The following is a 21,333-nucleotide window of genomic DNA, read 5'->3' as shown; positions in this document are numbered from 1 at the left end:
CATGGTGTCGCCGCGATTTTCCGGCGCATGCACGAGTGTCCGCTGCTCGCTTCGTTTTCTTGATCGCCGGCCGGCGCGCTGCCTTTCGGATCAACTGACAGCGCAACAGTCGGCGCAACCCGATGTCGCCGTTCGACGGCGCCGTTTGCTGGATTACCCATGAAAATTGCCATCGCTGGCGCATCGGGCCGCATGGGCCGGATGCTCGTCGAAACCGTCCTCAACGATCCCGACGCGACGCTGTCCGGCGCACTCGATCGCAAGGGCGCGCCGCAACTCGGTCAGGACGCCGGAGCGTTTCTGGGCAAACAGACGGGCGTGCCGATCTCGGACGATATCGACGCGGTGCTCGCGCAATCCGACTGTCTGATCGATTTCACGCGCCCCGAAGGCACGATTGCCCACATCGACGCAGCGCTGCGCACGAACACGAAGCTCGTGATCGGCACGACGGGGTTCGACGACGCGCAAAAGGCGCACATCCGCGCCGCGGCCGAAAAAATCGCCATCGTGTTCGCGTCGAACTTCAGCGTCGGCGTGAATGTGACGATGAAGCTGCTCGAATTCGCCGCGCCGCATTTCTCGCAGGGCTACGACATCGAAATCATCGAGGCGCATCACCGTCACAAAGTGGACGCGCCGTCGGGCACCGCGTTGACAATGGGCGAAGTGGTGGCGAAAGCGCTGGGCCGCAAGCTCGAAGACTGCGCGGTGTACGCGCGCGAAGGCGTGACGGGCGAACGCGATCCGTCGACGATCGGCTTTTCGGCGATACGCGGCGGCGACATCGTCGGCGATCACACGGTGCTGTTCGCGGGAATCGGCGAGCGCATCGAGATCACGCACAAATCGGCAAGCCGTCTGTCGTATGCACAAGGCGCGCTGCGTGCGGTACGTTTCCTGCAAGGCCGTCGGAACGGCCTGTTCGACATGCAGGACGTGCTCGGCCTTCGCTAGGCACCCGTAGCCTGTTCTCACGCGCCGGGGCACTCGTGGCCGAGGCGAACGGCGAGGTCCGATGGCAAACTCCGGCATCATCCACTACCTGCAATCCAGCGACGCCATCACGCATGGCGTCGCATACGTGCTGCTGGCGATGTCGATTGCGAGCTGGTGTTTCCTGATCGTCAAAAGCTGGATGCTCGGGCGCGCAAAGCGCCAGGGGCCGCGCGCCATTGCACTTTTCTGGCAGGCGCCGACGCTCGCCGATGGCGTCGCCGCGTTGCGGCTCGCCGATCGCGAGCACATCTTTTCTCCGTTGGCGGAAGCGGCGCTGCAGGCGTCGGAAGTCGAGATGCCGGGCGTGCTGCTCGCGCGCGTCGAGCGCAGCGAACGCGTGCTGCGCGCGCTGCGCCAGGCACTGCACCGCTCGCAACGGCGGCTGGAGTTCGGGCAGGTGCTGCTGGCGTCGGTGGGCAGCACCGCGCCGTTCGTCGGTCTGCTCGGCACCGTGTGGGGCATCTATCACGCGCTCGGCAGCATCGCGTTGAGCGGCCAGGCGATGATCGAAAACGTCGCGGGGCCCGTCGGCGAAGCGCTCATCATGACGGCATTCGGCCTCGTCGTCGCGATCCCCGCAGTGCTCGCCTATAACGTGCTCGGACGGATGGTGCGACAGTTGTCGGAGGAACTCGACGGCTTCGCGCACGATTTGCACGCATATGTCTGCGCGCCCGCCGGCGAGACGCACGACGGCGCGCGCGCCGACATGCGCGACGGCGAGAGCTGGCGCTCGCCCGCGCGGACGCAGGCTTAGGCTCAGCCAGGGCTGAAACGGAAAGAGCGAGGCGCGACACATGGCATTCGGCGGACTCGACAGACACAAGACGGCCGCGCCGATGGCGGACATCAACATGACGCCGCTGATCGACGTGATGCTCGTGCTGCTCGTCATTTTCATCATCACGGCGCCGCTTTTCACGCACGCGATCCGGCTCGATCTGCCGCGCGTAGCGTCCGCCGAGGCGCGCGAGACGCCGCAGACCATCACGCTGTCGATCGACGCGGCGGGCAAGCTCTACTGGAACGACAAACCCGTCACGTTCGAGCAGATGCGCACGCAATTCAACGACGCCGGCAAGCAAAAGGAACAGCCCGAAATCCATCTGCGCGCCGAGCGCTCGACGCGCTACGAGGTCATCGCGCAGGTGATGGGCGCTGCGCAGCAGGCGGGGCTGGAGCGGATCGGCTTCGTGACCGAGCCGCCGTCGGCGGGCAATGCGAAAGCCGGCTCCGCGACGACAGGCGGCGCGAGCGCGGGCCAGCCAGCGCCTTCGGCAGCGGGAGCGTCCGCCGCGCAGTAAGCGTCCAGACGTCGCTTGCCGGGCCGAAAGCCCGCTTTTAGCGCGAACCGGAATCGAATCGAAATCGATCGGCGCGCAAAACGCGCCGCATACGCCGCATCGCGTGCGGCGTCGTCTCGCCCGGACGGTATAATCAGCCCTTTCCCCTTGACGCAAGGGGAATCGACGAGACATTTCTTCACGCAGAGCACCGGCCGGTGCCGAAGCACTGAAAAGCGGCACCGAACCAGCGATCCCATCACACCATGCACGAAAAATACGTTCCCTCCGACGTCGAATCCGCCGCGCAAGGACAATGGCGCGCCACCGACGCGTACAAAACGACGGAAAAGGCCGACAAGCCCAAGTTCTATTGCGTTTCGATGCTGCCGTATCCGTCGGGCAAGCTGCATATGGGGCACGTACGCAACTACACGATCAACGACGTGATGTACCGCTATCTGCGGATGAACGGCTACAACACGCTGATGCCGATGGGCTGGGACGCGTTCGGCATGCCCGCCGAGAACGCCGCGATGGCCAACGGCGTGCCGCCCGCGAAGTGGACGTACGACAACATCGCGTACATGAAGAAGCAGATGCAGTCGATGGGTCTCGCCATCGACTGGTCGCGCGAAGTCGCCACGTGCAGCCCGGACTACTACAAGTGGAACCAGTGGATCTTCCTGAAGATGCTGGAGAAGGGCATCGCGTACAAGAAGACGGGCACCGTGAACTGGGACCCAGTCGACCAGACCGTGCTCGCGAACGAGCAGGTGATCGACGGCCGCGGCTGGCGCTCGGGGGCGCTCGTCGAAAAGCGCGAAATCCCGATGTACTACATGCGCATCACGCAGTACGCGGATGAACTGCTGAACGATCTCGACGGCCTCGGCTGGCCCGAGCGCGTGAAGATCATGCAGCAGAACTGGATCGGCAAGAGCTATGGCGTCAACTTCGGCTTCCCGTACGAAATCGACGGCGAGCAAAAGCTCTTACGCGTGTTCACGACGCGCGCCGACACGATCATGGGCGTGACGTTCTGCGCGGTTGCCGCCGAGCACCCGCTCGCGACGCGTCTCGCGCAGGACAAGCCCGAGCTGCTGCCGTTCATCGACGAGTGCAAGCACGGCGGCGTCGCCGAAGCCGACATGGCGACGATGGAAAAGAAGGGCATGCCGACGGGCTTTTTCGTCACGCATCCGCTGACGCAGGAAAAGGTCGAGGTGTGGATCGGCAACTACGTGCTGATGAGCTACGGCGAAGGCGCCGTGATGGGCGTGCCGGCGCACGACGAGCGCGACTTCGCGTTCGTGAAGAAGTACGGCATTCCCGTCAAGCAGGTGGTCGCGGTCGAGGGCCACCCGTTCTCGACGGATGCATGGCAGGAGTCGTACAGCGACAAGGAAAACGGCGTGCTGGTCAACAGCGGCAAGTACGACGGCATGAAGTACCAGGAAGCCGTCGACGCCATCGCCGCCGATCTCAAGGCGCTCGGCCTCGGCGACAAGCAGGTCACGTGGCGTCTGCGCGACTGGGGCATCTCGCGCCAGCGCTACTGGGGCACGCCGATCCCGATCATCCACTGCCCGTCGTGCGGCGACGTGCCCGTGCCCGAGAAGGATCTGCCCGTCGTGCTGCCCGAAGACCTCGTGCCGGACGGCACGGGCAATCCGCTCGCGAAGTCGGAAGCGTTCCTCAACTGCACGTGTCCGAAGTGCGGCGCGGCCGCGAAGCGCGAAACCGACACGATGGACACGTTCGTCGATTCGTCCTGGTACTTCTATCGCTACGCGGCACCCGACGCGAAGACGATGGTCGACGAGCGCACCGACCACTGGATGCCGATGGACCAGTACATCGGCGGCATCGAGCACGCGATTCTTCACCTGTTGTACTCGCGTTTCTGGGCGAAGGTCTGCCGCGATCTGGGCATCGTGAAGTTCGGCGAGCCGGCGAAGAACCTGCTCACGCAGGGCATGGTGCTCAACGAAACGTACTACCGCGAAAACGTCGCGGGCAAGAAGACCTGGTACAACCCGGCCGACGTCACCGTCACGCACGACGACAAGGGCCGCCCGATCGGCGCGACGCTGAACGCCGACGGCCAGCCCGTCGAACTGGGCGGCGTCGAGAAGATGTCGAAGTCGAAGAACAACGGCGTCGATCCGCAAGTGCTGATCGACCAGTACGGCGCCGACACCGCGCGTCTCTTCACGATGTTCGCCGCGCCGCCCGAGCAGCAGCTCGAGTGGTCGGGCGCGGGCGTCGAAGGCGCGAGCCGCTTCCTGCGCCGCGTGTGGGTGTTCGGCCAGGCGAACGAAGCGGCGCTGCGCGAGCGCGCATCGTTCGATGCCGCGAAGCTCGCCGATGCCGAAAAGACGTTGCGCCGCGAAATCTACACCGTGCTGAAGCAGGCCGATTTCGACTATCAGCGTTTGCAGTACAACACGGTCGTGTCGGCGGCGATGAAGATGCTCAACGCGCTCGAGAGTGCGAAGGCCGCGAGCCCCGCCGTGCTGCGCGAAACCTACGGCGTGCTGTTGCGCGTGCTGTACCCGGTCGTGCCGCACATCGCGTTCCAGCTTTGGCAGGAACTCGGCTACGCGGACGAATTCGGCACGCTGCTCGATGCGCCGTGGCCGAAGGTCGACGAAAAGGCGCTGGAGCAAAGCGAAATCGAGCTCGTGTTGCAGGTGAACGGCAAGGTGCGCGGCGCCGTGACGGTCGCGAAGGACGCGTCGCGCGAAGCGATCGAAGCCGCTGCCCTCGCGCACGAAATGTTCGCGAAGTTCAGCGAAGGCAAGCCGGCGAAGAAAGTGATCGTCGTGCCTGGCCGCCTCGTGAACGTCGTCGTCTGACGGCCGCGCCGAATGCGTCCGTTGGTGCCGATCGATGGCGATTGCGCTTTAACTGCGAACCAGGAGCCCATGTGAACCGCAGATCGTTTTTGACCCTGGCGTGCGGCGCGGTGCTGCTGTCCGCGTGCGGCTTCCAGTTGCGCGGCCAGCAGAACTACGCGTTCAAGCGCCTCGCCATCACGGGCGCGACGCCGCCCGTCGCAGCGCGCCTGACGCGCATGGTGCAGGGCGGCAGCGACACGGTGATCGTGAATTCGTCCAGCAACGCGGACGCGGTCCTGGTGGTTTCGGAGTCGCGTGGAACGGGCGTGCTGACGCTAAGCTCGCTCGGCGTAGTCGAGGAATACGCGCTGAACTATTCGCTGAACTACACGCTGAGAGGCTCGGACGGCACTTTGCTGATTCCGCCAAGCTCGATCGCGTTGAACCGCGCGATGACGTATAGCGATCAGTTCTCGCAAGCGAAGGCCGCGGAAGCCGACATCCTTTACGCCGACATGCAGAACGACGCCGTCGATCAGCTGATGCGGCGTCTCGCCGTCGTGCGCTCGCTGCATCCGGCGCCGGGCCAGGAAGTGCCGGGCGTCGCGCCGCGCGCGCCGCTGCCGCCGCCGCCGCTCTGATCCGCCGACTGCATCGACCCGCTTTCACTCTCGTTCATCCGTAACCATGCAACTGCGTCTTGACGCGCTCGAAGCGCACCTCGCGAAAGGACTCGCCGGCCTGTACGTCGTGTACGGCGACGAGCATCTGCTCGCGCAGGAAGCGTGCGACCGCATCCGCGCGGCGGCGCGCGCGAGCGGCTTTACGGATCGCGCGGTGTTCACGGTGGAGCGCGGTTTCGACTGGAGCTCGCTGCTCGGTGCGAGCCAGTCGATGTCGCTGTTCGGCGACCGGCAACTCGTCGAGTTGCGCATTCCGACGGGCAAGCCCGGCAAGGAAGGCGCCGATGCGCTGAAGACACTCGCGGCATCGGCGAATCCTGATGTGCTCACGCTCGTCACGTTGCCGCGCCTCGACGCCGCGACGCAAAAGGCCGCGTGGTTCACGGCTTTGGCGGACGCCGGCGTCGCGCTGAAAATCGATCCCGTCGAGCGCGCGCAGTTGCCGGGCTGGGTCGGCCAGCGGCTTGCGCAGCAAGGTCAGCGTGTCGCGGCGGGCGAAGACGGCAAGCGCGCGTTGCAGTTCATCGCGGAGCGCGTCGAAGGCAATCTGCTCGCGGCGCATCAGGAGATCCAGAAACTCGGACTGCTGTATCCGTCCGGAGCGCTGACGTTCGAACAGGTCCACGACGCCGTGCTCAACGTCGCGCGTTACGACGTGTTCAAGCTCAACGAAGCGATGCTGGCAGGCGACGTCGGCCGGCTGTCGCGCATGCTCGACGGTCTGAAGGGCGAAGGCGAGGCGGCCGTGCTGGTGCTGTGGGCCGTCGTCGAAGAGATTCGCACGCTGCTGCGGATCAAGCGCGGCGTCGAAGCCGGCAAGCCGCTCGCGATGCTGTTGCGTGAGAACCGCGTATGGGGCCCGCGTGAGCGGCTCGTCGGGCCAGCGCTGTCGCGCGTGACGGAAGCGTCGCTCGAAAAGGCGCTCGCGCTGGCGGCGAAGCTCGACCGGCAGGTGAAGGGCTTGTCGGGCGGCACGCCGGGCAATCACCGCAATGACCCGCCGCCCGATCCATGGGCGGGGCTCTTCGAACTCGCGATGGCTGTCGCCGGCGCGCAGTCGTCACACTCGCACGCCGCGCCGACGCGGCCCGCGCCAGGTCGAACGGCTCCCCCGCGACCGGCGCCAATGCGCCGACCGTCGTAGGCTGTCGCACGCCTGGCGGACCATCATGCAGAGCCGAGCCGCAGCAGCGCTCGCGTGGTTTCCAGATTCCTCGTCAGGCCGTCCGGCAGCCTTTCCCGGTCCGTGATAGCGCGCCGCCGCGCCAAGCACGCTGTAGTCACACGCCTTACAATCGTCGCATCGTTCCGCTTGCAGAAATTGTCCGCCGCGCTTCGTGCAGAACGCGGCACAACGGGAATCACCATGGATATCGACCAGTACATGACCGATCTCGGCCGCCGCGCGCGTCACGCATCGCGCGCAATGGCGCGGGCGTCGACGGCCGCGAAGAACGCGGCGCTCGAAGCCGTCGCAGTCGCCATCGAGCGTGAAACGGGGGCGCTGAAGGAAGCGAATGCGCGCGATCTCGCACGCGCTCGCGACAAGGGACACGACGCCGCCTTCATCGATCGTCTGACGCTGTCGGACAAGGCGCTGAAGACGATGGTCGAAGGCTTGCGGCAAGTGGCCGCGCTGCCCGATCCGATCGGCGACATCAGCAACATGAAGTACCGGCCGAGCGGCATCCAGGTCGGCCAGATGCGCGTGCCGCTGGGCGTCATCGGGATCATCTACGAATCGCGGCCGAACGTGACCATCGATGCCGCCGCACTGTGCCTCAAATCCGGCAACGCGACGATTCTGCGCGGCGGCTCCGAGGCGCTCGAATGCAACACGGCGCTCGCGAAGCTGATCGGCGAAGGATTGGAAAAGGCGGGCCTGCCGCAAGAGGCTGTGCAGGTGGTCGAAACGTCGGATCGCGCGGCCGTCGGCAAGCTGATCACGATGACCGAATACGTCGACGTGATCGTGCCGCGCGGCGGCAAGAGCCTGATCGCGCGCCTGATCGAAGAAGGCCGTGTGCCGATGATCAAGCATCTCGATGGCATCTGCCATGTGTATGTCGACGATCGCGCGGACATTGCGAAGGCGATGAACGTCTGCGACAACGCGAAGACGCACCGCTATGGCACCTGCAACACGATGGAGACGCTGCTGGTCGCGCGCGGCGCGGCGGCTGAGGTGCTGCCGCCGCTCGGCAAGCTGTATCGCGGCAAGGACGTGGAGCTGCGCGTCGATCCGGCAGCGCGTAAGGTGCTCGAAGCGGCTGGCGTTGGTCCGCTCGTCGATGCGACGGAAGAGGACTGGCGCACGGAATATCTCGCGCCTGTGCTCGCTGTGAAGGTGGTCGACGATATCGATCAGGCGATCGAGCACATCAACGAATACGGCTCGCATCACACGGACGCCATCGTCACGGAAGATCACGACCGCGCGATGCGCTTCCTGCGTGAAGTGGATTCCGCGAGCGTGATGGTCAACGCATCGACGCGTTTTGCCGACGGCTTCGAATTCGGCCTCGGCGCGGAAATTGGCATCTCGAACGACAAGCTGCATGCGCGCGGGCCCGTCGGATTGGAAGGGCTGACATCGATGAAATACGTCGTGCTCGGACACGGCGAAGGTCGCCAATAACCATTCATAAAAACGAACAAGGATCACAGATGTTGTGGGTCAAGACGTTTCACATCGTTCTGGTCGCTTCGTGGTTCGCGGGGCTCTTTTATCTGCCGCGGATCTTCGTCAATCTCGCGATGGAGACCGATCCGAATGCGGTGAAACGTCTGTTGATCATGGCCCGCAAGCTGTTTCGCTTCATGACGCTCATCGCCGTGCCGGCGCTGGCGTGCGGCTTGTGGCTGTGGCTGGTGATCGGGATCGGCAGCGGCGAGGGCTGGATTCACGCGAAGGTCGGCGTGGTCGTGCTGCTCGTCATCTATCACGCGTATTGCGGCGTGCTGCTGCGCACGTTCGAGCGCGGTGAAAACCGGCGCTCGGACAAGTGGTATCGGATGTTCAATGAGCTGCCTGTTCTGGGCATGCTCGTAGCCGTTGCGCTGGTGGTGATCAAGCCGTTCTGATTTTCAGGTCTGTTCGATTCGCGGCGTCGATAAAAAAGCCCGGTTTGCTGGAAACAGCAAACCGGGCTTTTTGCTTTTTGAGGCCGCGTGCGGGAGGTTTGCGGTGTTCGCTTCAACGGACCAGAGCACGACCTGAGTACCATGCGGCTGCTGCTGCCGTGGTTGTGGCGATCTGATCGACCTTCGCACTTTCCTACTTTACCTGGCTCACAGGCGCGCCCTCTGGCGCGGCGACTCCGGCCGCTACGCGTTCTCACGCGGCGCTAGACGTTCGCGACATAGCGCCGGTTCGTTTTCCGAAACACTCAGCCCGTTTCTTTCCGCACACCTGATCGTCCGCACTTTCGACGTTTGCCCGCCCTGGGTGTGTGCCTTCGGCTATCCCGTGCTTCGTTCGCGATATTTCTAGCGAAAACACTTGGGGCCATATCGACTATGTAGGTCAGGGCTCTCTCTGTCAGGTGAAGGCATGGCTGGACGCATGAATTAAGACTGGTCTTATTCATGACGCAGTTCGGTATCTCTAAAGTTCATCCTCAGCATGACGGGAAATTTGAGATGGCGCGCCAACTCAGTCGCGTACATCGAATCGGCCTGAGTCGCCGACAGTCGAACGGGCTCGCCGGGTCCATCAAAATTTAATTCGCTTAGGATTGCAGATGAACAAGACGTATAGAAGTGTCTGGTGTGAGAAGACGGGCACTTTCGTGGCAGCGGCTGAAACGGCCAGGGCAAAAGGGAAAAAGGCGCGTGGCGGCCGCAGCCTGGCCGGTGCGTGCGTCATGGTGCTCGCGGTTGGAACGGGTACAGCGGTAGCGGGCGCACTGGACGGTGGTTCGAATACGGGCAGTGCAAACATCGCCTATGGTAGTGGCGCAGTGGTGAGCGGTGTACCGGGAGCCAACAATGCGATGGCGATCGGCGTAGGTGTGACCGCGTCTAACTCAGATGCCATCGCAATAGGCTCCCAGCTTACTGTTGCCGGCAGCGCCGCTATTGCAATCGGTAACAATGGCGTCAGCATCGACTCGGCATCCTCGAATTCGATCCTGCTTGCGCCCAATACTGGCGCAATCCAGAATTCGGCCAGTTCGTTTGTGGTAGATACCTCAGGTACCTACTGGTCGTCGGGTAAAGCTGCAGCCGTAAATTCCGCCAATGCGGTCGATCTGCTCGGATACGCAACCAACGCGCAACGCAGCGTAGTGGTAGGCAGCAACGCAAGCGCATCGATAGCAGACGTGGTTGCCATTGGTTCCTCGTCACTCGCTTCGGGCTCAACTTCTGTCGCGATGGGTTCCAGCGCAAGTGCGACCGCGACGAATTCCGTGGCGCTAGGTGCAGGCTCGACCACAACGGCCAATCTGAGTGCTGCGGGTTACAACCCGGGCAACGGTACGCTGTCGGGCACCGCCTCGACGACAAACGGTGAAGTGTCGGTGGGCGCATCGGGCAAGGAACGCCGTGTGACGAACGTGGCGGCCGGTTCGGCTGCGACGGATGCGGTGAACGTGAGCCAGTTGCAGTCGGAAGACGCGAAGGTCAATCAGGAAGGCACGACGGCGGCAACGGCGCTGGGCGGCGGCTCGTCCTACAACTCGACCACGGGTGCGATCAGCGCGCCGAGCTATGCGCTCACGAACGCGAACACGATCGACGGCACGGCGCTGACGATGATTCCGGACGTCGATCAGGGCAAGACGATCGCGGTGGGTGTCGGCGGCGGTTCGTACCACGGATATCAGGCCGCTGCGCTGGGTGCTTCGGCACGCGTCACGCAGAACATCAAGATCAAGCTCGGCGCAGGCATCAGCGCGCAGGGCACGACGGTCGGTGCGGGTGCGTCGTATCAGTGGTAAGCATCGGGAAGTGAGCGCGAGGGCGGTGCAGTAATGGCCGCCCGAGCGCTGCCTTCACAGCAGTACGCTTCAGCGCAGTAGGCTTCAAACGAAACGGGCTCCTTCGGGAGCCCGTTTTGCATTTTGCGTCTCGTGGTTCATGTAGCTCATCCGCGCGATCAGTTCGATGCGCTCTACGCGGCTTCGTCCCGGAGAACACGTCCGTGGTGCGCCGGCATTTGCGATCGTCGCCGAAACGGACACGCAAACGCGAACACGATGCACCCGTTCGTCGCTACTCAGCCCGAGTCCGTTAAACGGCCACACGTCAACGCAAACCCGCAGCGCTGCGAGCTACGTCACGATTCTTCGCTGCGCGATGAGATCCTTCGCGCCGGCCAGTTTTTCCGCCAGATCCGGCCCTCGTTGAAGCGCCACACCGACCGCCAGAATATCGCCGATCGCGAGATGCGACGTGCGCGACGTCATCGGTGAAAAGATGTCGGTGTCTTCGTCGACATTGGCAAACAGGCCAATCGACGCAATCCGCGCCAGCGGCGAGTTCCCATGCGTGACGGCAATCACTTTCGCGCCCGTTGCGAGCGCTGACTTCGCCGCATCGATGATGTCGCGCGTGCGTCCCGTATTTGAAATCGCCACGACGACATCGCCTTCGCCGAGCAACGCCGCCGACATCAAAAACGTATGCGGATCGGAATAAGCGACGCTCGGCATGCCGAGGCGGAAGAACTTGTGTTGCATGTCGAGTGCGGCGATCCCCGAGCCGCCCGCGCCGTAGAACTCGATGCGCTTCGCGTGCGCGAGCAGCTGGATCGCGGCCGCGACGCTGTCGGTCGACAGATTGTTGCGCACCTGGATCAGCGCGCCGATCGTCCGGTCCAGCACCTTCGCGGCGACGCCGGGCGCCGGCTCGTCGGGACGAACGTCGCGATAGACGGCGGGCACCTCGGTTGCTATGCCTTGCGCGAGCCGGATCTTGAACTCGCGGAAGCCGGAAAATCCGAGCGCATGACAGAAGCGCGCGATAGTCGGCTGACTCACGCCCGCGCGCGCGGCGACCTCCGTCATCGACAGGTCGAGCACTTCGCGCGGCGCTTCGATCACGTAGTCGGCGAGCTTGCGTTCGGAAGGGCGCAACTGGTCGCGCATCGCTTCCACCTGGGACAGCATCATCGGGAATCTCGCACTATGCTGAAGAATGCGTGGACTATAGCTGATAGATGAATCTGGTACAAAAACTACATTTGCACCGTAGGTGATTACCCTGATGTCGGCCGCAGAGTTCTGGAAAGCGCCGATGCGTAAAGCTTAGGCGTGAATTTGACCGCACGGCAGATTCAGCAATTGCAACATTGTGTGCATGTAGTTTTTCTACTAATATCCCGATTGCCGGCGTTCCATGCCGTTCCCCGCGATATCAATCTGGCGCAAGCGCGCATACGCGCGAGCCAGCGACGAAGGAGCATCGATGGTTTCCCCGCATTCGCAACTGATGAAAGTCACGAAGCGCGTGATCGAGCGCAGCAAGCCCATGCGTGACGCCTATCTGTCGCGCATCGACAAGGCGCAGGGCAAGTTCCCGGCGCGCGGCGCGCTGTCCTGTGCGAACCTCGCGCACGGTTTTGCCGGTCTGGAGGGCAACGACAAGCTCGTCATCAAGCAGATCCGCCAGCCGAATATCGGCATCGTCTCGTCGTACAACGAGATGCTCTCGGCGCATGCGCCATACAAGGATTTCCCCGACATCATCAAGGCCGCCGCGCGCGAAAGCGGCGGCGTCGCGCAGTTCGCGGGCGGCGTCCCGGCGATGTGCGACGGCATCACGCAGGGCAACGCGGGCATGGAGCTGTCGCTGTTCTCGCGCGAAGTGATCGCGATGAGCACGGCCGTCGCGCTCACGCACAACATGTTCGACGCGGCGCTGTGCCTCGGCGTGTGCGACAAGATCGTGCCGGGCCTGCTGATCGGCGCGCTGCAGTTCGGCCATCTGCCGACCATCTTCGTTCCCGCCGGTCCGATGACGAGCGGTCTCTCGAACGACGACAAGGCGAAAGTGCGCCAGCAGTTCGCAACGGGCCAATGCGGCCGCGACGCGCTGCTCGAATCCGAGGCCGCCGCGTATCACAGCCACGGCACCTGCACGTTCTACGGCACGGCCAACAGCAACCAGATGCTGATGGAAATCATGGGCCTGCATCTGCCGGGCTCGGCGTTCGTTCATCCGCATACGCCGCTGCGCGACGCGCTCACGGCGCAAGCCGCGCGCCGCGTGCTCGACCTCACCGTCGACCGCGGCCAGTACATGCCGATCGGTCACGTGATCGACGAGAAGGCGATCGTCAACGGCATCGTCGGCTTGCTGGCGACGGGCGGTTCGACCAATCACACGCTGCACCTCGTCGCGATTGCGCGGGCGGCGGGCATCATCATCGACTGGGACGATTTCGACACGCTGTCGGCGTCGGTGCCGCTGCTGGCCAAGGTCTATCCGAACGGCAAGGCCGATGTGAACCACTTTCACGCGGCGGGCGGCATGGCGTTCCTGATCCGCAATCTGCTCGAAGGCGGCCTGCTGCACGACGACGTGAACACCGTCGCCGGCAAGGGTCTCGCGCGCTACGCGGAAGAGCCGAAGCTGCTCGACGGCAAGCTGACGTGGGTGCCGGGCGTCACCGAAAGCCAGGATGCGGCGGTGCTGCGAAGCATCAACGAGCCGTTCCAGCCGGACGGCGGTCTGCGTCTGATGCAGGGCAAGCTCGGGCGCGGCGTGATCAAGATTTCGGCCGTCGCGAAGCAGCATCGAACGGTGAAGGCGCCCGCGATCGTGTTCGATTCGCAGGAAGCCGTTCAGGAAGCCTTCGACAACGGCGAGCTGAAACGCGACTTCGTCGCCGTCGTGCGCTTCCAGGGCGCGCGTGCAAACGGCATGCCCGAGCTGCATCGTTTGACGCCGCTCCTCGGCGTGTTGCAGGATCAAGGCTTCCACGTCGCGCTCGTCACCGACGGCCGTATGTCGGGTGCATCGGGCAAGGTGCCCGCTGTTATTCACGTGTCGCCGGAAGCGTTGCTGCAAGGCCCGCTCGGCAAGGTGCGCACGGGCGATACGATCGTCATCGACGCGGAAGCGGGCGTGCTCGACGTCGAAATCGAAGATGCCGAATGGGCTGAGCGTCCGATTGCCGTGTCGCAGCATCAGGCGGAAAACGAAGTGGGTTTTGGTCGCGAACTGTTCGGCGTGTTCCGCTCGGCGGCTGCGCCGGCGGAGCTGGGTGCGTCGGTGTTCGGGCCGCTCGTCGGCGAAGAGACGCACGCAGCGCAGCACGAAGGTCAAGCGGCAAGCGCCGTGTCGAGCGAAGCCAGTCACGCAATGCAGAAATGAAGCGATAAGGAGTCTGAAGATGACGTCGAAAACAGTCAGCGAAATCGTGCGCCTGGGACCGGTGATTCCCGTCCTCGCATTCGATACCGTCGAGCAGGGTGAACACGTTTCGCGCGCGCTGCACGCAGGCGGCGTGAAGGTGCTCGAAATCACGCTGCGCACGCCCGCGGGCATCAAGGCGATCGAGCGCGCGAGCCAGCTTGCCGAAGACATCATCGTCGGTGTCGGCACGATCACGAGGCCCGAGCACTGCGAGCAGGCGAAGAAGGCGGGCGCGCAGTTCGGCGTATCGCCGGGCCTCACGAAAGAGATGCACAAGGCCGCGCAGGATGCAGGTCTGCCGCTGCTGCCCGGCGTGATGACGCCCAGCGACATCATCGTCGCGCTGGAACTCGGCTATGAAATCGTCAAGTTCTTCCCGGCGCAGCAAGCGGGTGGCGTGCCGATGCTGCAGGCCTTCCACGGCCCGTTCCCGACGCTGAAGTTCTGTCCCACGGGCGGCATCACGGCGGAAACAGCGCCGAACTTCCTCGCGCTGCCGAACGTCGTGTGCGTCGGCGGCTCGTGGCTGACGCCGAAGGCAGCGCTCGCCGCGCAGAACTGGGACGAAGTCACGCGCCTCGCGCACGCTGCAAGCGAACTGGCCGCGCCCGCGCATTGATTCGCAGCATCGCGTTTTGACGAAGCGCGTAAGAGGCTCGATGCAACCGGCTCGACACAGCCTCGCCGCTTTAGCCTTAAAAGGCTTTAGCGGCGAGGCTTTTTGTTTGTTGCGCGGGCCTTCGCGCGCCATGAACGTCAACAGACAGTAAAATTCAGCGTCCGCGAATACGCCTTTTTTAAAGGCGTTTTCAGCATCCGGAAGCGGGCGAGTGCAGCAGCCCTTGCAACTCAAACCAACAAAGCAAAGGAGGAGCTTCATGGAAGCTGTCCACGGCAGCATGCTGCTGATATACGCCGTGATCGCCATTGCGGTGCTGATCCTGATGATCACGCGCTTCAAGGTCTATCCGTTCCTCGTCCTCATCATCGTTTCGCTGCTGCTGGGCCTTGCTGTCGGCATGCCTGCGGGCACGATCGTGAAGTCGTTCGAAACGGGCAATGGCAACACGTTGGGCCACATCGCGATCGTCGTCGGCCTCGGCACGATGCTCGGCAAGATGATGGCCGAGTCGGGCGGCGCCGAGCGCATCGCCACCACGCTGATCAGGTGGTTCGGCGAAAAGAACATCCACTGGGCGATGATGTTCGTCGCGATCATCGTCGGCTTGCCGGTGTTCTTCGAAGTCGGCTTCGTGCTGCTGATCCCGATCGCGTTCAACGTCGCGAAGCGCACGGGCAAATCGCTGCTGCTGATCGGCCTGCCGATGGTCGCGGGCCTCTCCGTCGTGCACGGTCTGATTCCGCCGCACCCGGCCGCGCTGCTCGCCGTGCAGGCGTATCACGCGGATATCGGCCGCACGATCGCATACGGTCTGCTCGTCGGCGTGCCGACGGCCATCGTCGCGGGTCCGCTGTTTGCGTTGCTGATCCATCGTCAGGTCAAGCTGGCCGAAAACAATCCGCTCGCCGCGCAATTCGTCGATACCGAGCACCAGGCCGGCACGCGCGAGCTGCCCGGCTTCGGCATCACGCTCTTCACGGTTTTGCTACCCGTGATCCTGATGCTGATCGGCAGCTGGGCGGACCTCGTGTTCGCGCCGAAGACGATGGCGAACGATCTGCTGAAGTTCATCGGCACGTCGGACGTTGCGCTGCTGATCTCGGTGCTGGTGAGCTTCTGGACGTTCGGCGCGAGCCGCGGCTTCAATCGCGAGCAGATCCAGAAGTTCTGCGGCGACTGTCTGGCGCCGATCGCGGGCATTACGCTGATCGTCGGCGCGGGCGGCGGTTTCGGCCGCGTGCTGATCGATAGCGGCATCTCGAAGGAAATCGTCGCGACGGCGACGGCAGCGCATCTGTCGCCGCTGCTGTTCGGCTGGTTCGTCGCCGCGCTGATCCGTCTCGCGACGGGTTCCGCGACGGTCGCGATGACGACGGCCTGCGGCATCGTCGCGCCGATCGCTCAGGCGGCGGGCGGCGTGCCCGTGAAGCCGGAACTGCTGGTGCTCGCGACGGGTTCGGGCTCGCTGATTTTCTCTCACGTCAACGACGGCGGATTCTGGCTGATCAAGGAGTATTTCGGAATGACGGTGGGCCAGACGTTCAAGACGTGGTCGCTCTGCGAAACCATCATTTCGCTGATGGGCCTCGGTTTGACCTTCGCATTGGCGGCGGTCCTGTAAGGAGTTTCAAATGATTCTGATCGCGATGGGCGTGTCGGGTGCCGGCAAGACCCGCATTGGCGAATTGCTGGCGGAACGGCTCAACTGCTCTTTCACCGATGGCGACGCGTTCCACAGCGCCGCCAACAAGGAAAAGATGCACCACGGCATCCCGCTGACGGACGATGACCGCTGGCCGTGGCTCAGAGCGATCCGTGCCGCAATCGAGGAAAAGCAGAAGGCGAACGAGACGGCCGTGTTCACGTGCTCGTCGCTCAAGCGCTCGTATCGCGACATCCTGCGTGATGGCGACAAGGATGTGTGCTTCGTGTATCTGAAGGGCACGCGTGAACTGCTGGCGCAGCGTCTGCAGACGCGCACCGGGCATTTCTTCGATCCGTCGCTGCTGCAAAGCCAGCTCGATACGCTCGAAGAGCCGGGTGAGGACGAAGCGATCACGGTGAGCATCGAGCTGACGCCGGAGCAGATCGTCGACGAGACGCTCGCGAAGATCAAGCTGCGATAACGCGTGAGTCCGCCCTTGCGGCAGTCGTAAAAAAGGCGCCTTCGCAGGCGCCTTTTTCATATCCGCATCGTCGGGCGATGCGTGAAGCGGGCAAGCTGATCAGCTGATCCGCTTCGCCAGTTCCGCTGCCTTGCCGATGTACGATGCGGGCGTCATCGCGAGCAGACGTTCCTTGGCATCGGCGGGAATCGACAGGCCGTTGATGAACGTCTGCAACGCTTCGCGCGTGATGCCCTTGCCGCGCGTCAGTTCCTTCAGCTGCTCGTACGGGTTCTCGATGCCGAAACGGCGCATTACCGTCTGCACCGGCTCCGCGAGCACTTCCCACGTTGCGTCGAGGTCTTCGTTCAGACGCTGCGGATTCACTTCGAGCTTGTCGAGGCCGCGATTGAGCGCGTCATACGCAAGCAGCGCGTAGCCGAACGCGACGCCGATATTGCGCAGCACCGTCGAGTCCGTGAGGTCGCGCTGCCAGCGCGAAACGGGCAGCTTGTCGGCGAGATGGCGCAGCGTCGCGTTCGCGAGGCCGAGGTTGCCTTCCGAGTTTTCGAAGTCGATGGGGTTGACCTTGTGCGGCATCGTCGACGAGCCGATTTCGCCTGCCTTCGTCCTCTGCTTGAAGTAGCCCAGCGAGATGTAGCCCCACACGTCGCGGTCGAGATCGAGCAGGATCGTGTTTGCGCGCGCAACCGCATCGAACAGCTCGGCCATGTAGTCGTGCGGCTCGATCTGGATCGTGTACGGATTGAACGTCAGCTTCAGGCGCTGCTCGACGACCTGCTTCGAGAACGCTTCCCAGTCGAACTCCGGATACGCGGACAGATGCGCATTGAAGTTGCCGACAGCGCCGTTCATCTTACCGAGCAGCTCGACCTTCGCGATCCGGTCGATCGCGCGCGACAGACGCGCCGCGACGTTCGCAGTTTCCTTGCCGAGCGTGGTCGGGCTCGCGGGCTGGCCGTGCGTGCGCGAGAGCATCGGCCGATCGGCTTGCGCATGCGCGAGCGCGACGAGACGCTGATGCACCGAGCGCAGCGCGGGCAGGATCACGTGTTCGCGCGCGCCTGCAAGCATCAGGCCGTGCGACGTGTTGTTGATGTCCTCGGACGTGCACGCGAAATGGATGAATTCGCTTGCGCGCTCCAGTTCCGGCTGACCCTTCACCGATTCCTTCAGCCAGTACTCGACGGCCTTCACGTCGTGATTCGTCACGCGCTCGATTTCCTTGATGCGCGCGGCGTCATGCGCGGTGAAGCGCTCGACCAGTTGCAGCAGGAATTGCTCCGACGCTTCGGAGAAGCGCGGCACTTCGGCGAAACCGGCGTGCGACAGCGCGATCAGCCAGTGAATTTCCACCGTCACGCGATGGCGCATGAATGCGGCTTCCGAGAGCCAGTCGCGCAGGGCTTCGGTTTTCGATGCGTAACGGCCGTCGAGCGGGGACAGGGCGGTCAACGCGAAGAGAGTATCGGGGCGGGTGTCGGACATGATGGGAGGGGCGGCAACGGTGAAGAATCGGGTGACAGATATCAGCGGGGAGAACCGCGAATTTTACCACTTTAGGACATCCGGCCCGGCGCGTGCTTCGCCTCTTGCGCACGCGACGCCGCTAGAATGCGGGCTTTCTGTCAATGCTGGAGCGCTGGGTCGCTATGGAACTGAAATGGCTCGAAGACTTCGTTTCGCTCGCGGAGACGCGCAGCTTCAGCCGCTCGGCCGAACTGCGGCACGTCACACAGCCCGCCTTTTCGCGGCGCATTCAGGCGCTGGAAGCGTGGCTCGGAACGGAACTGATCGACCGTTCGGTTTACCCGACGCGCCTGACGGCAGCGGGCCAGGTGTTCTACGAGCAGGCGCTGGCGATGCTCTCGCAGTTTCACGAGGCGCGCACGCTGCTTCGCGGCCACACGGCGACGCCCGCCGCGACGATCGAATTCGCTGTGCCGCATACGCTGTCGCTGACGTATTTTCCGAGCTGGCTGCAACGCATCGAAGCGCAGCTCGGCTCGATTCACACGCGGCTGCGCGCGCTGAACGTGCACGATGCCGTGCTGTCGCTGGTCGAAGGCGGCTGCGATCTGGTGATGGGCTATCACCATCCGAGCCATCCTGTCGCGCTCGATCCCGCGCGCTACGACATGCTGACGCTCGGCATCGAATCGATCAGTCCGTTCTCCGCGCCGGGCAAAGGCGGGCGCCCGCGCCATACGCTGCCGGGCACGCCGGATGCGCCGACGCCGTACCTCTCGTACACGCCGAACGCGTATCTGGGCCGCATGACGGAAGTGATCTTCGCGACCGCGCCGGGGCGTCTCTATCTCGATCGCGTGTACGAGACCGACATGGCCGAAGGACTGAAGGCGATGGCGCTCGCCGGACACGGTGTCGCATTTCTGCCGCATAGCGCCGTCGAAGATGCCGTCGCCGATGGCCGTCTGCTGCGCCTCGATCGCGCATCGCGCGGCGTCGCGCAAGGCCAGCTCACGCTGACGATGGAAATCCGCCTCTATCGCGACAAGCTCGCGGCGCAAGCCGACGACGCGCGCCAGCAGCTTGTGCGCGCGTTGTGGGACGTGGTGAGCGCGGAACTCGCGCAAGGCTCGAAGTAACGCCCGCCAAAGCCACGCGCAAGCGGGGACTCACGAATACACCTTTGCGACATGCATTTGCGTTTTCCGCAGCGTTATGCAAGAAAAACATAACCGGATGAACAATCGGCATTGGACCCTTTCGCCGCTTTTTTTCGACAATGGCGGCACCCGATAAAACGCTGGAGCGTTCATGTCTACCGCGGCAAATCTGCAGTCCATCCCGTCCTACCTTCATCAGGACGATCTCGGCCCCTGGGGCAACTATCTGCGTCAAGTCGATCGCGTCGCGCCGTACCTCGGCTCGCTGTCGCGCTGGCTCGAAACGCTGAAGCGCCCGAAGCGCATTCTCATCGTCGATTGCCCGATCGAACTCGATAACGGCACGGTTGCTCACTTCGAAGGCTATCGCGTGCAGCACAACGTATCGCGCGGTCCGGGCAAGGGCGGCGTGCGTTATCACCAGGACGTGACGCTGTCGGAAGTGATGGCGCTGTCCGCGTGGATGTCGGTGAAGAACGCGGCCGTGAACGTGCCGTACGGCGGCGCGAAGGGCGGTATCCGCGTCGATCCGCGCACGCTGTCGCGCGGCGAGCTGGAGCGCGTGACGCGCCGCTACACGAGCGAGATCGGCATCATCATCGGACCGAACACCGACATCCCCGCGCCGGACGTGAACACGAACGAGCAGATCATGGCGTGGATGATGGACACGTACTCGATGAACCAGGGCCAGACGTCGACGGGCGTCGTGACCGGCAAGCCGATCACGCTCGGCGGCTCGCTCGGCCGTCGCGAGGCGACGGGCCGCGGCGTGTTCGTCGTCGGCTGCGAAGCGGCTCGCCGCATCGGCATGGACATCGAAGGCGCGCGCATCGCCGTGCAGGGCTTTGGCAACGTGGGCGGCATCGCGGCGCGTCTTTATCAGGAAGCGGGCGCGAAGATCGTCGCCGTCCAGGACCACACGGGCACGCTGTACAAGCAATCGGGCATCGACGCAGCCGCGCTGCTCGAGTACGTCGCGAAGCACGGCGGCGTCGGCGGTTATCCGGAAGCGGACAAGATCGCGGACGATGACTTCTGGACGGTCGAGTCGGAGATCCTGATTCCGGCTGCGCTCGAAAACCAGATCACCGAAAAGAACGCCGGCAAGATTCGCACGAAGATCATCGTCGAAGGCGCGAACGGCCCGACCACGACGGCCGCCGACGACATCCTGCACGACAAGGGCGTCCTCGTGATCCCCGACGTCGTCGCGAACGCGGGTGGCGTGACGGTCTCGTACTTCGAGTGGGTGCAGGACTTCTCGAGCTTCTTCTGGACGGAAGACGAGATCAACGAGCGTCTCGAGCGCGTGATGCGCGAAGCGTTCGCAGCCGTGTGGCAAGTGGCGAGCGAGCAGAAGGTGTCGGTGCGTACGGCAGCGTTCATCGTCGCGTGCAAGCGCATTCTGCAAGCGCGCGAAATGCGCGGCCTGTATCCCTGATACAGCGGCGCAGCCCGGGTCCTGTCGGATACGGATACCCGGCCGACGCGGCGCCTGTCATGGAGACGGGCGCCTCGCAACAAACGTTTCACCTATGTCTTTTTTCTGCGCGATTCCACGGACTCGCGCAGAATAACGGGCGGACGGCATCTCCGGGTGCCGTCCGCTTTTGCGCAGTTAATGCCGGTTCAAACCGGCAAAAACGACGCATCCAATGACGCATGCATCATCGCGTCGAGCCGCTGCAAAGCCAATACCAGCGCTGCATCGCGCAAGTGGTGGCTTTATGCAACACTGCATGCGGAAACATGGTTAACAACCATACTTTCAGAATAATTA

General features: G+C 63.7%; 17 protein-coding genes and 1 pseudogene. 16 read left to right on the top strand and 2 right to left on the bottom strand.

Translation table 11 applies throughout. The features are described from left to right. Nucleotides 1–159 precede the first annotated feature (159 nt). From dapB to VSR68_RS34545, 10 genes and pseudogenes are all read left to right on the top strand, one after another. Nucleotides 160–957 carry a 4-hydroxy-tetrahydrodipicolinate reductase gene (gene dapB, locus VSR68_RS34590; protein WP_342944066.1) on the top strand — a complete coding sequence of 266 codons (798 nt, stop codon included), beginning with the start codon at nt 160–162 and terminating at the stop codon, nt 955–957. Nucleotides 958–1,018: 61 nt separating this feature from the next. Beyond that, nucleotides 1,019–1,756: a MotA/TolQ/ExbB proton channel family protein gene (locus tag VSR68_RS34585; protein WP_342944065.1), complete on the top strand. Its 738-nt coding sequence runs from the start codon at nt 1,019–1,021 to the stop codon at nt 1,754–1,756. A gap of 40 nt (nt 1,757–1,796) precedes the next feature. Beyond that, the gene (locus VSR68_RS34580) at nt 1,797–2,303 is read left to right on the top strand and encodes a biopolymer transporter ExbD (protein ID WP_342944064.1); all 507 of its coding nucleotides are present in this window, start codon (nt 1,797–1,799) and stop codon (nt 2,301–2,303) included. 245 nt (nt 2,304–2,548) lie between these two features. Next, complete coding sequence (leuS, locus tag VSR68_RS34575; RefSeq protein ID WP_342944063.1) at nt 2,549–5,143, top strand: leucine--tRNA ligase; 2,595 nt, start codon at nt 2,549–2,551, stop codon at nt 5,141–5,143. Nucleotides 5,144–5,214: 71 nt separating this feature from the next. Continuing rightward, nucleotides 5,215–5,766: an LPS assembly lipoprotein LptE gene (gene lptE, locus VSR68_RS34570; protein WP_342944062.1), complete on the top strand. Its 552-nt coding sequence runs from the start codon at nt 5,215–5,217 to the stop codon at nt 5,764–5,766. Between the two features lie 46 nt (nt 5,767–5,812). Continuing rightward, complete coding sequence (holA, locus tag VSR68_RS34565) at nt 5,813–6,952, top strand: DNA polymerase III subunit delta (RefSeq protein ID WP_342944061.1); 1,140 nt, start codon at nt 5,813–5,815, stop codon at nt 6,950–6,952. 222 nt (nt 6,953–7,174) lie between these two features. After that, nucleotides 7,175–8,446 (top strand): glutamate-5-semialdehyde dehydrogenase, encoded by a 1,272-nt coding sequence (locus tag VSR68_RS34560; protein ID WP_342944060.1) that lies wholly within the window; start codon nt 7,175–7,177, stop codon nt 8,444–8,446. Between the two features lie 29 nt (nt 8,447–8,475). Continuing rightward, nucleotides 8,476–8,892, top strand: coding sequence for a CopD family protein (locus tag VSR68_RS34555; RefSeq protein WP_342935827.1), 417 nt, complete (start codon nt 8,476–8,478; stop codon nt 8,890–8,892). A 659-nt stretch (nt 8,893–9,551) separates the two neighbouring features. Then, nucleotides 9,552–9,680: pseudogene (locus VSR68_RS34550) on the top strand (ESPR domain-containing protein); the annotation flags it as partial. Nucleotides 9,681–10,220: 540 nt separating this feature from the next. After that, nucleotides 10,221–10,751, top strand: coding sequence for a YadA-like family protein (locus VSR68_RS34545; RefSeq protein ID WP_342944114.1), 531 nt, complete (start codon nt 10,221–10,223; stop codon nt 10,749–10,751). A gap of 333 nt (nt 10,752–11,084) precedes the next feature. On the opposite strand, the gene VSR68_RS34540 is transcribed toward VSR68_RS34545, so the two are convergent. After that, a complete protein-coding gene (locus VSR68_RS34540; protein ID WP_342944059.1) occupies nt 11,085–11,924 on the bottom strand; it encodes a MurR/RpiR family transcriptional regulator in 840 nt (279 codons plus the stop codon). 295 nt (nt 11,925–12,219) lie between these two features. Between VSR68_RS34540 and edd the strand changes: the two genes are divergently transcribed. The 4 genes from edd to VSR68_RS34520 all read left to right on the top strand — a co-directional run bounded on the left by edd (nt 12,220) and on the right by VSR68_RS34520 (nt 16,920). Continuing rightward, the gene (gene edd / locus VSR68_RS34535; protein ID WP_342944058.1) at nt 12,220–14,130 is read left to right on the top strand and encodes a phosphogluconate dehydratase; all 1,911 of its coding nucleotides are present in this window, start codon (nt 12,220–12,222) and stop codon (nt 14,128–14,130) included. A 19-nt stretch (nt 14,131–14,149) separates the two neighbouring features. Further along, the gene (gene eda, locus VSR68_RS34530) at nt 14,150–14,791 is read left to right on the top strand and encodes a bifunctional 4-hydroxy-2-oxoglutarate aldolase/2-dehydro-3-deoxy-phosphogluconate aldolase (protein ID WP_342944057.1); all 642 of its coding nucleotides are present in this window, start codon (nt 14,150–14,152) and stop codon (nt 14,789–14,791) included. A gap of 259 nt (nt 14,792–15,050) precedes the next feature. Then, nucleotides 15,051–16,415, top strand: a complete 1,365-nt coding sequence (locus VSR68_RS34525; protein ID WP_342944056.1) for a GntP family permease — start codon at nt 15,051–15,053, stop codon at nt 16,413–16,415. 10 nt (nt 16,416–16,425) lie between these two features. Further along, nucleotides 16,426–16,920 (top strand): gluconokinase, encoded by a 495-nt coding sequence (locus VSR68_RS34520; RefSeq protein WP_342944055.1) that lies wholly within the window; start codon nt 16,426–16,428, stop codon nt 16,918–16,920. Between the two features lie 99 nt (nt 16,921–17,019). Here the strand turns inward: VSR68_RS34520 and purB are convergent, their stop codons facing one another. Next, nucleotides 17,020–18,408 carry an adenylosuccinate lyase gene (gene purB / locus VSR68_RS34515; protein WP_342944054.1) on the bottom strand — a complete coding sequence of 463 codons (1,389 nt, stop codon included), beginning with the start codon at nt 18,406–18,408 and terminating at the stop codon, nt 17,020–17,022. A gap of 164 nt (nt 18,409–18,572) precedes the next feature. On the opposite strand from purB, the gene VSR68_RS34510 reads away from it, so the two are divergent. After that, nucleotides 18,573–19,529, top strand: a complete 957-nt coding sequence (locus VSR68_RS34510; RefSeq protein WP_342944053.1) for a LysR family transcriptional regulator — start codon at nt 18,573–18,575, stop codon at nt 19,527–19,529. A 172-nt stretch (nt 19,530–19,701) separates the two neighbouring features. Next, the gene (locus VSR68_RS34505; protein ID WP_342944052.1) at nt 19,702–20,994 is read left to right on the top strand and encodes a Glu/Leu/Phe/Val dehydrogenase; all 1,293 of its coding nucleotides are present in this window, start codon (nt 19,702–19,704) and stop codon (nt 20,992–20,994) included. Nucleotides 20,995–21,333 lie beyond the last annotated feature (339 nt).

Source organism: Paraburkholderia phymatum (assembly GCF_038900715.1).
GTDB classification, from domain to species: Bacteria; Pseudomonadota; Gammaproteobacteria; order Burkholderiales; family Burkholderiaceae; genus Paraburkholderia; species Paraburkholderia phymatum_A.
The sequence above is the reverse complement of the archived record's forward strand: the minus strand, read 5'-3'. Positions and strand labels throughout refer to the sequence as shown.

What these genes read in the sequence shown, in the direction of transcription:
- dapB (WP_342944066.1), top strand. Translation starts at nt 160, where the DNA reads ATGAAAATTGCCATCGCTGGCGCATCGGGCCGCATGGGCCGGATGCTC.
- VSR68_RS34585 (WP_342944065.1), top strand. Translation starts at nt 1,019, where the DNA reads ATGGCAAACTCCGGCATCATCCACTACCTGCAATCCAGCGACGCCATC.
- VSR68_RS34580 (WP_342944064.1), top strand. Translation starts at nt 1,797, where the DNA reads ATGGCATTCGGCGGACTCGACAGACACAAGACGGCCGCGCCGATGGCG.
- leuS (WP_342944063.1), top strand. Translation starts at nt 2,549, where the DNA reads ATGCACGAAAAATACGTTCCCTCCGACGTCGAATCCGCCGCGCAAGGA.
- holA (WP_342944061.1), top strand. Translation starts at nt 5,813, where the DNA reads ATGCAACTGCGTCTTGACGCGCTCGAAGCGCACCTCGCGAAAGGACTC.
- VSR68_RS34560 (WP_342944060.1), top strand. Translation starts at nt 7,175, where the DNA reads ATGGATATCGACCAGTACATGACCGATCTCGGCCGCCGCGCGCGTCAC.
- VSR68_RS34555 (WP_342935827.1), top strand. Translation starts at nt 8,476, where the DNA reads ATGTTGTGGGTCAAGACGTTTCACATCGTTCTGGTCGCTTCGTGGTTC.
- VSR68_RS34540 (WP_342944059.1), bottom strand. Translation starts at nt 11,924, where the DNA reads ATGATGCTGTCCCAGGTGGAAGCGATGCGCGACCAGTTGCGCCCTTCC.
- edd (WP_342944058.1), top strand. Translation starts at nt 12,220, where the DNA reads ATGGTTTCCCCGCATTCGCAACTGATGAAAGTCACGAAGCGCGTGATC.
- eda (WP_342944057.1), top strand. Translation starts at nt 14,150, where the DNA reads ATGACGTCGAAAACAGTCAGCGAAATCGTGCGCCTGGGACCGGTGATT.
- VSR68_RS34525 (WP_342944056.1), top strand. Translation starts at nt 15,051, where the DNA reads ATGGAAGCTGTCCACGGCAGCATGCTGCTGATATACGCCGTGATCGCC.
- VSR68_RS34520 (WP_342944055.1), top strand. Translation starts at nt 16,426, where the DNA reads ATGATTCTGATCGCGATGGGCGTGTCGGGTGCCGGCAAGACCCGCATT.
- purB (WP_342944054.1), bottom strand. Translation starts at nt 18,408, where the DNA reads ATGTCCGACACCCGCCCCGATACTCTCTTCGCGTTGACCGCCCTGTCC.
- VSR68_RS34510 (WP_342944053.1), top strand. Translation starts at nt 18,573, where the DNA reads ATGGAACTGAAATGGCTCGAAGACTTCGTTTCGCTCGCGGAGACGCGC.
- VSR68_RS34505 (WP_342944052.1), top strand. Translation starts at nt 19,702, where the DNA reads ATGTCTACCGCGGCAAATCTGCAGTCCATCCCGTCCTACCTTCATCAG.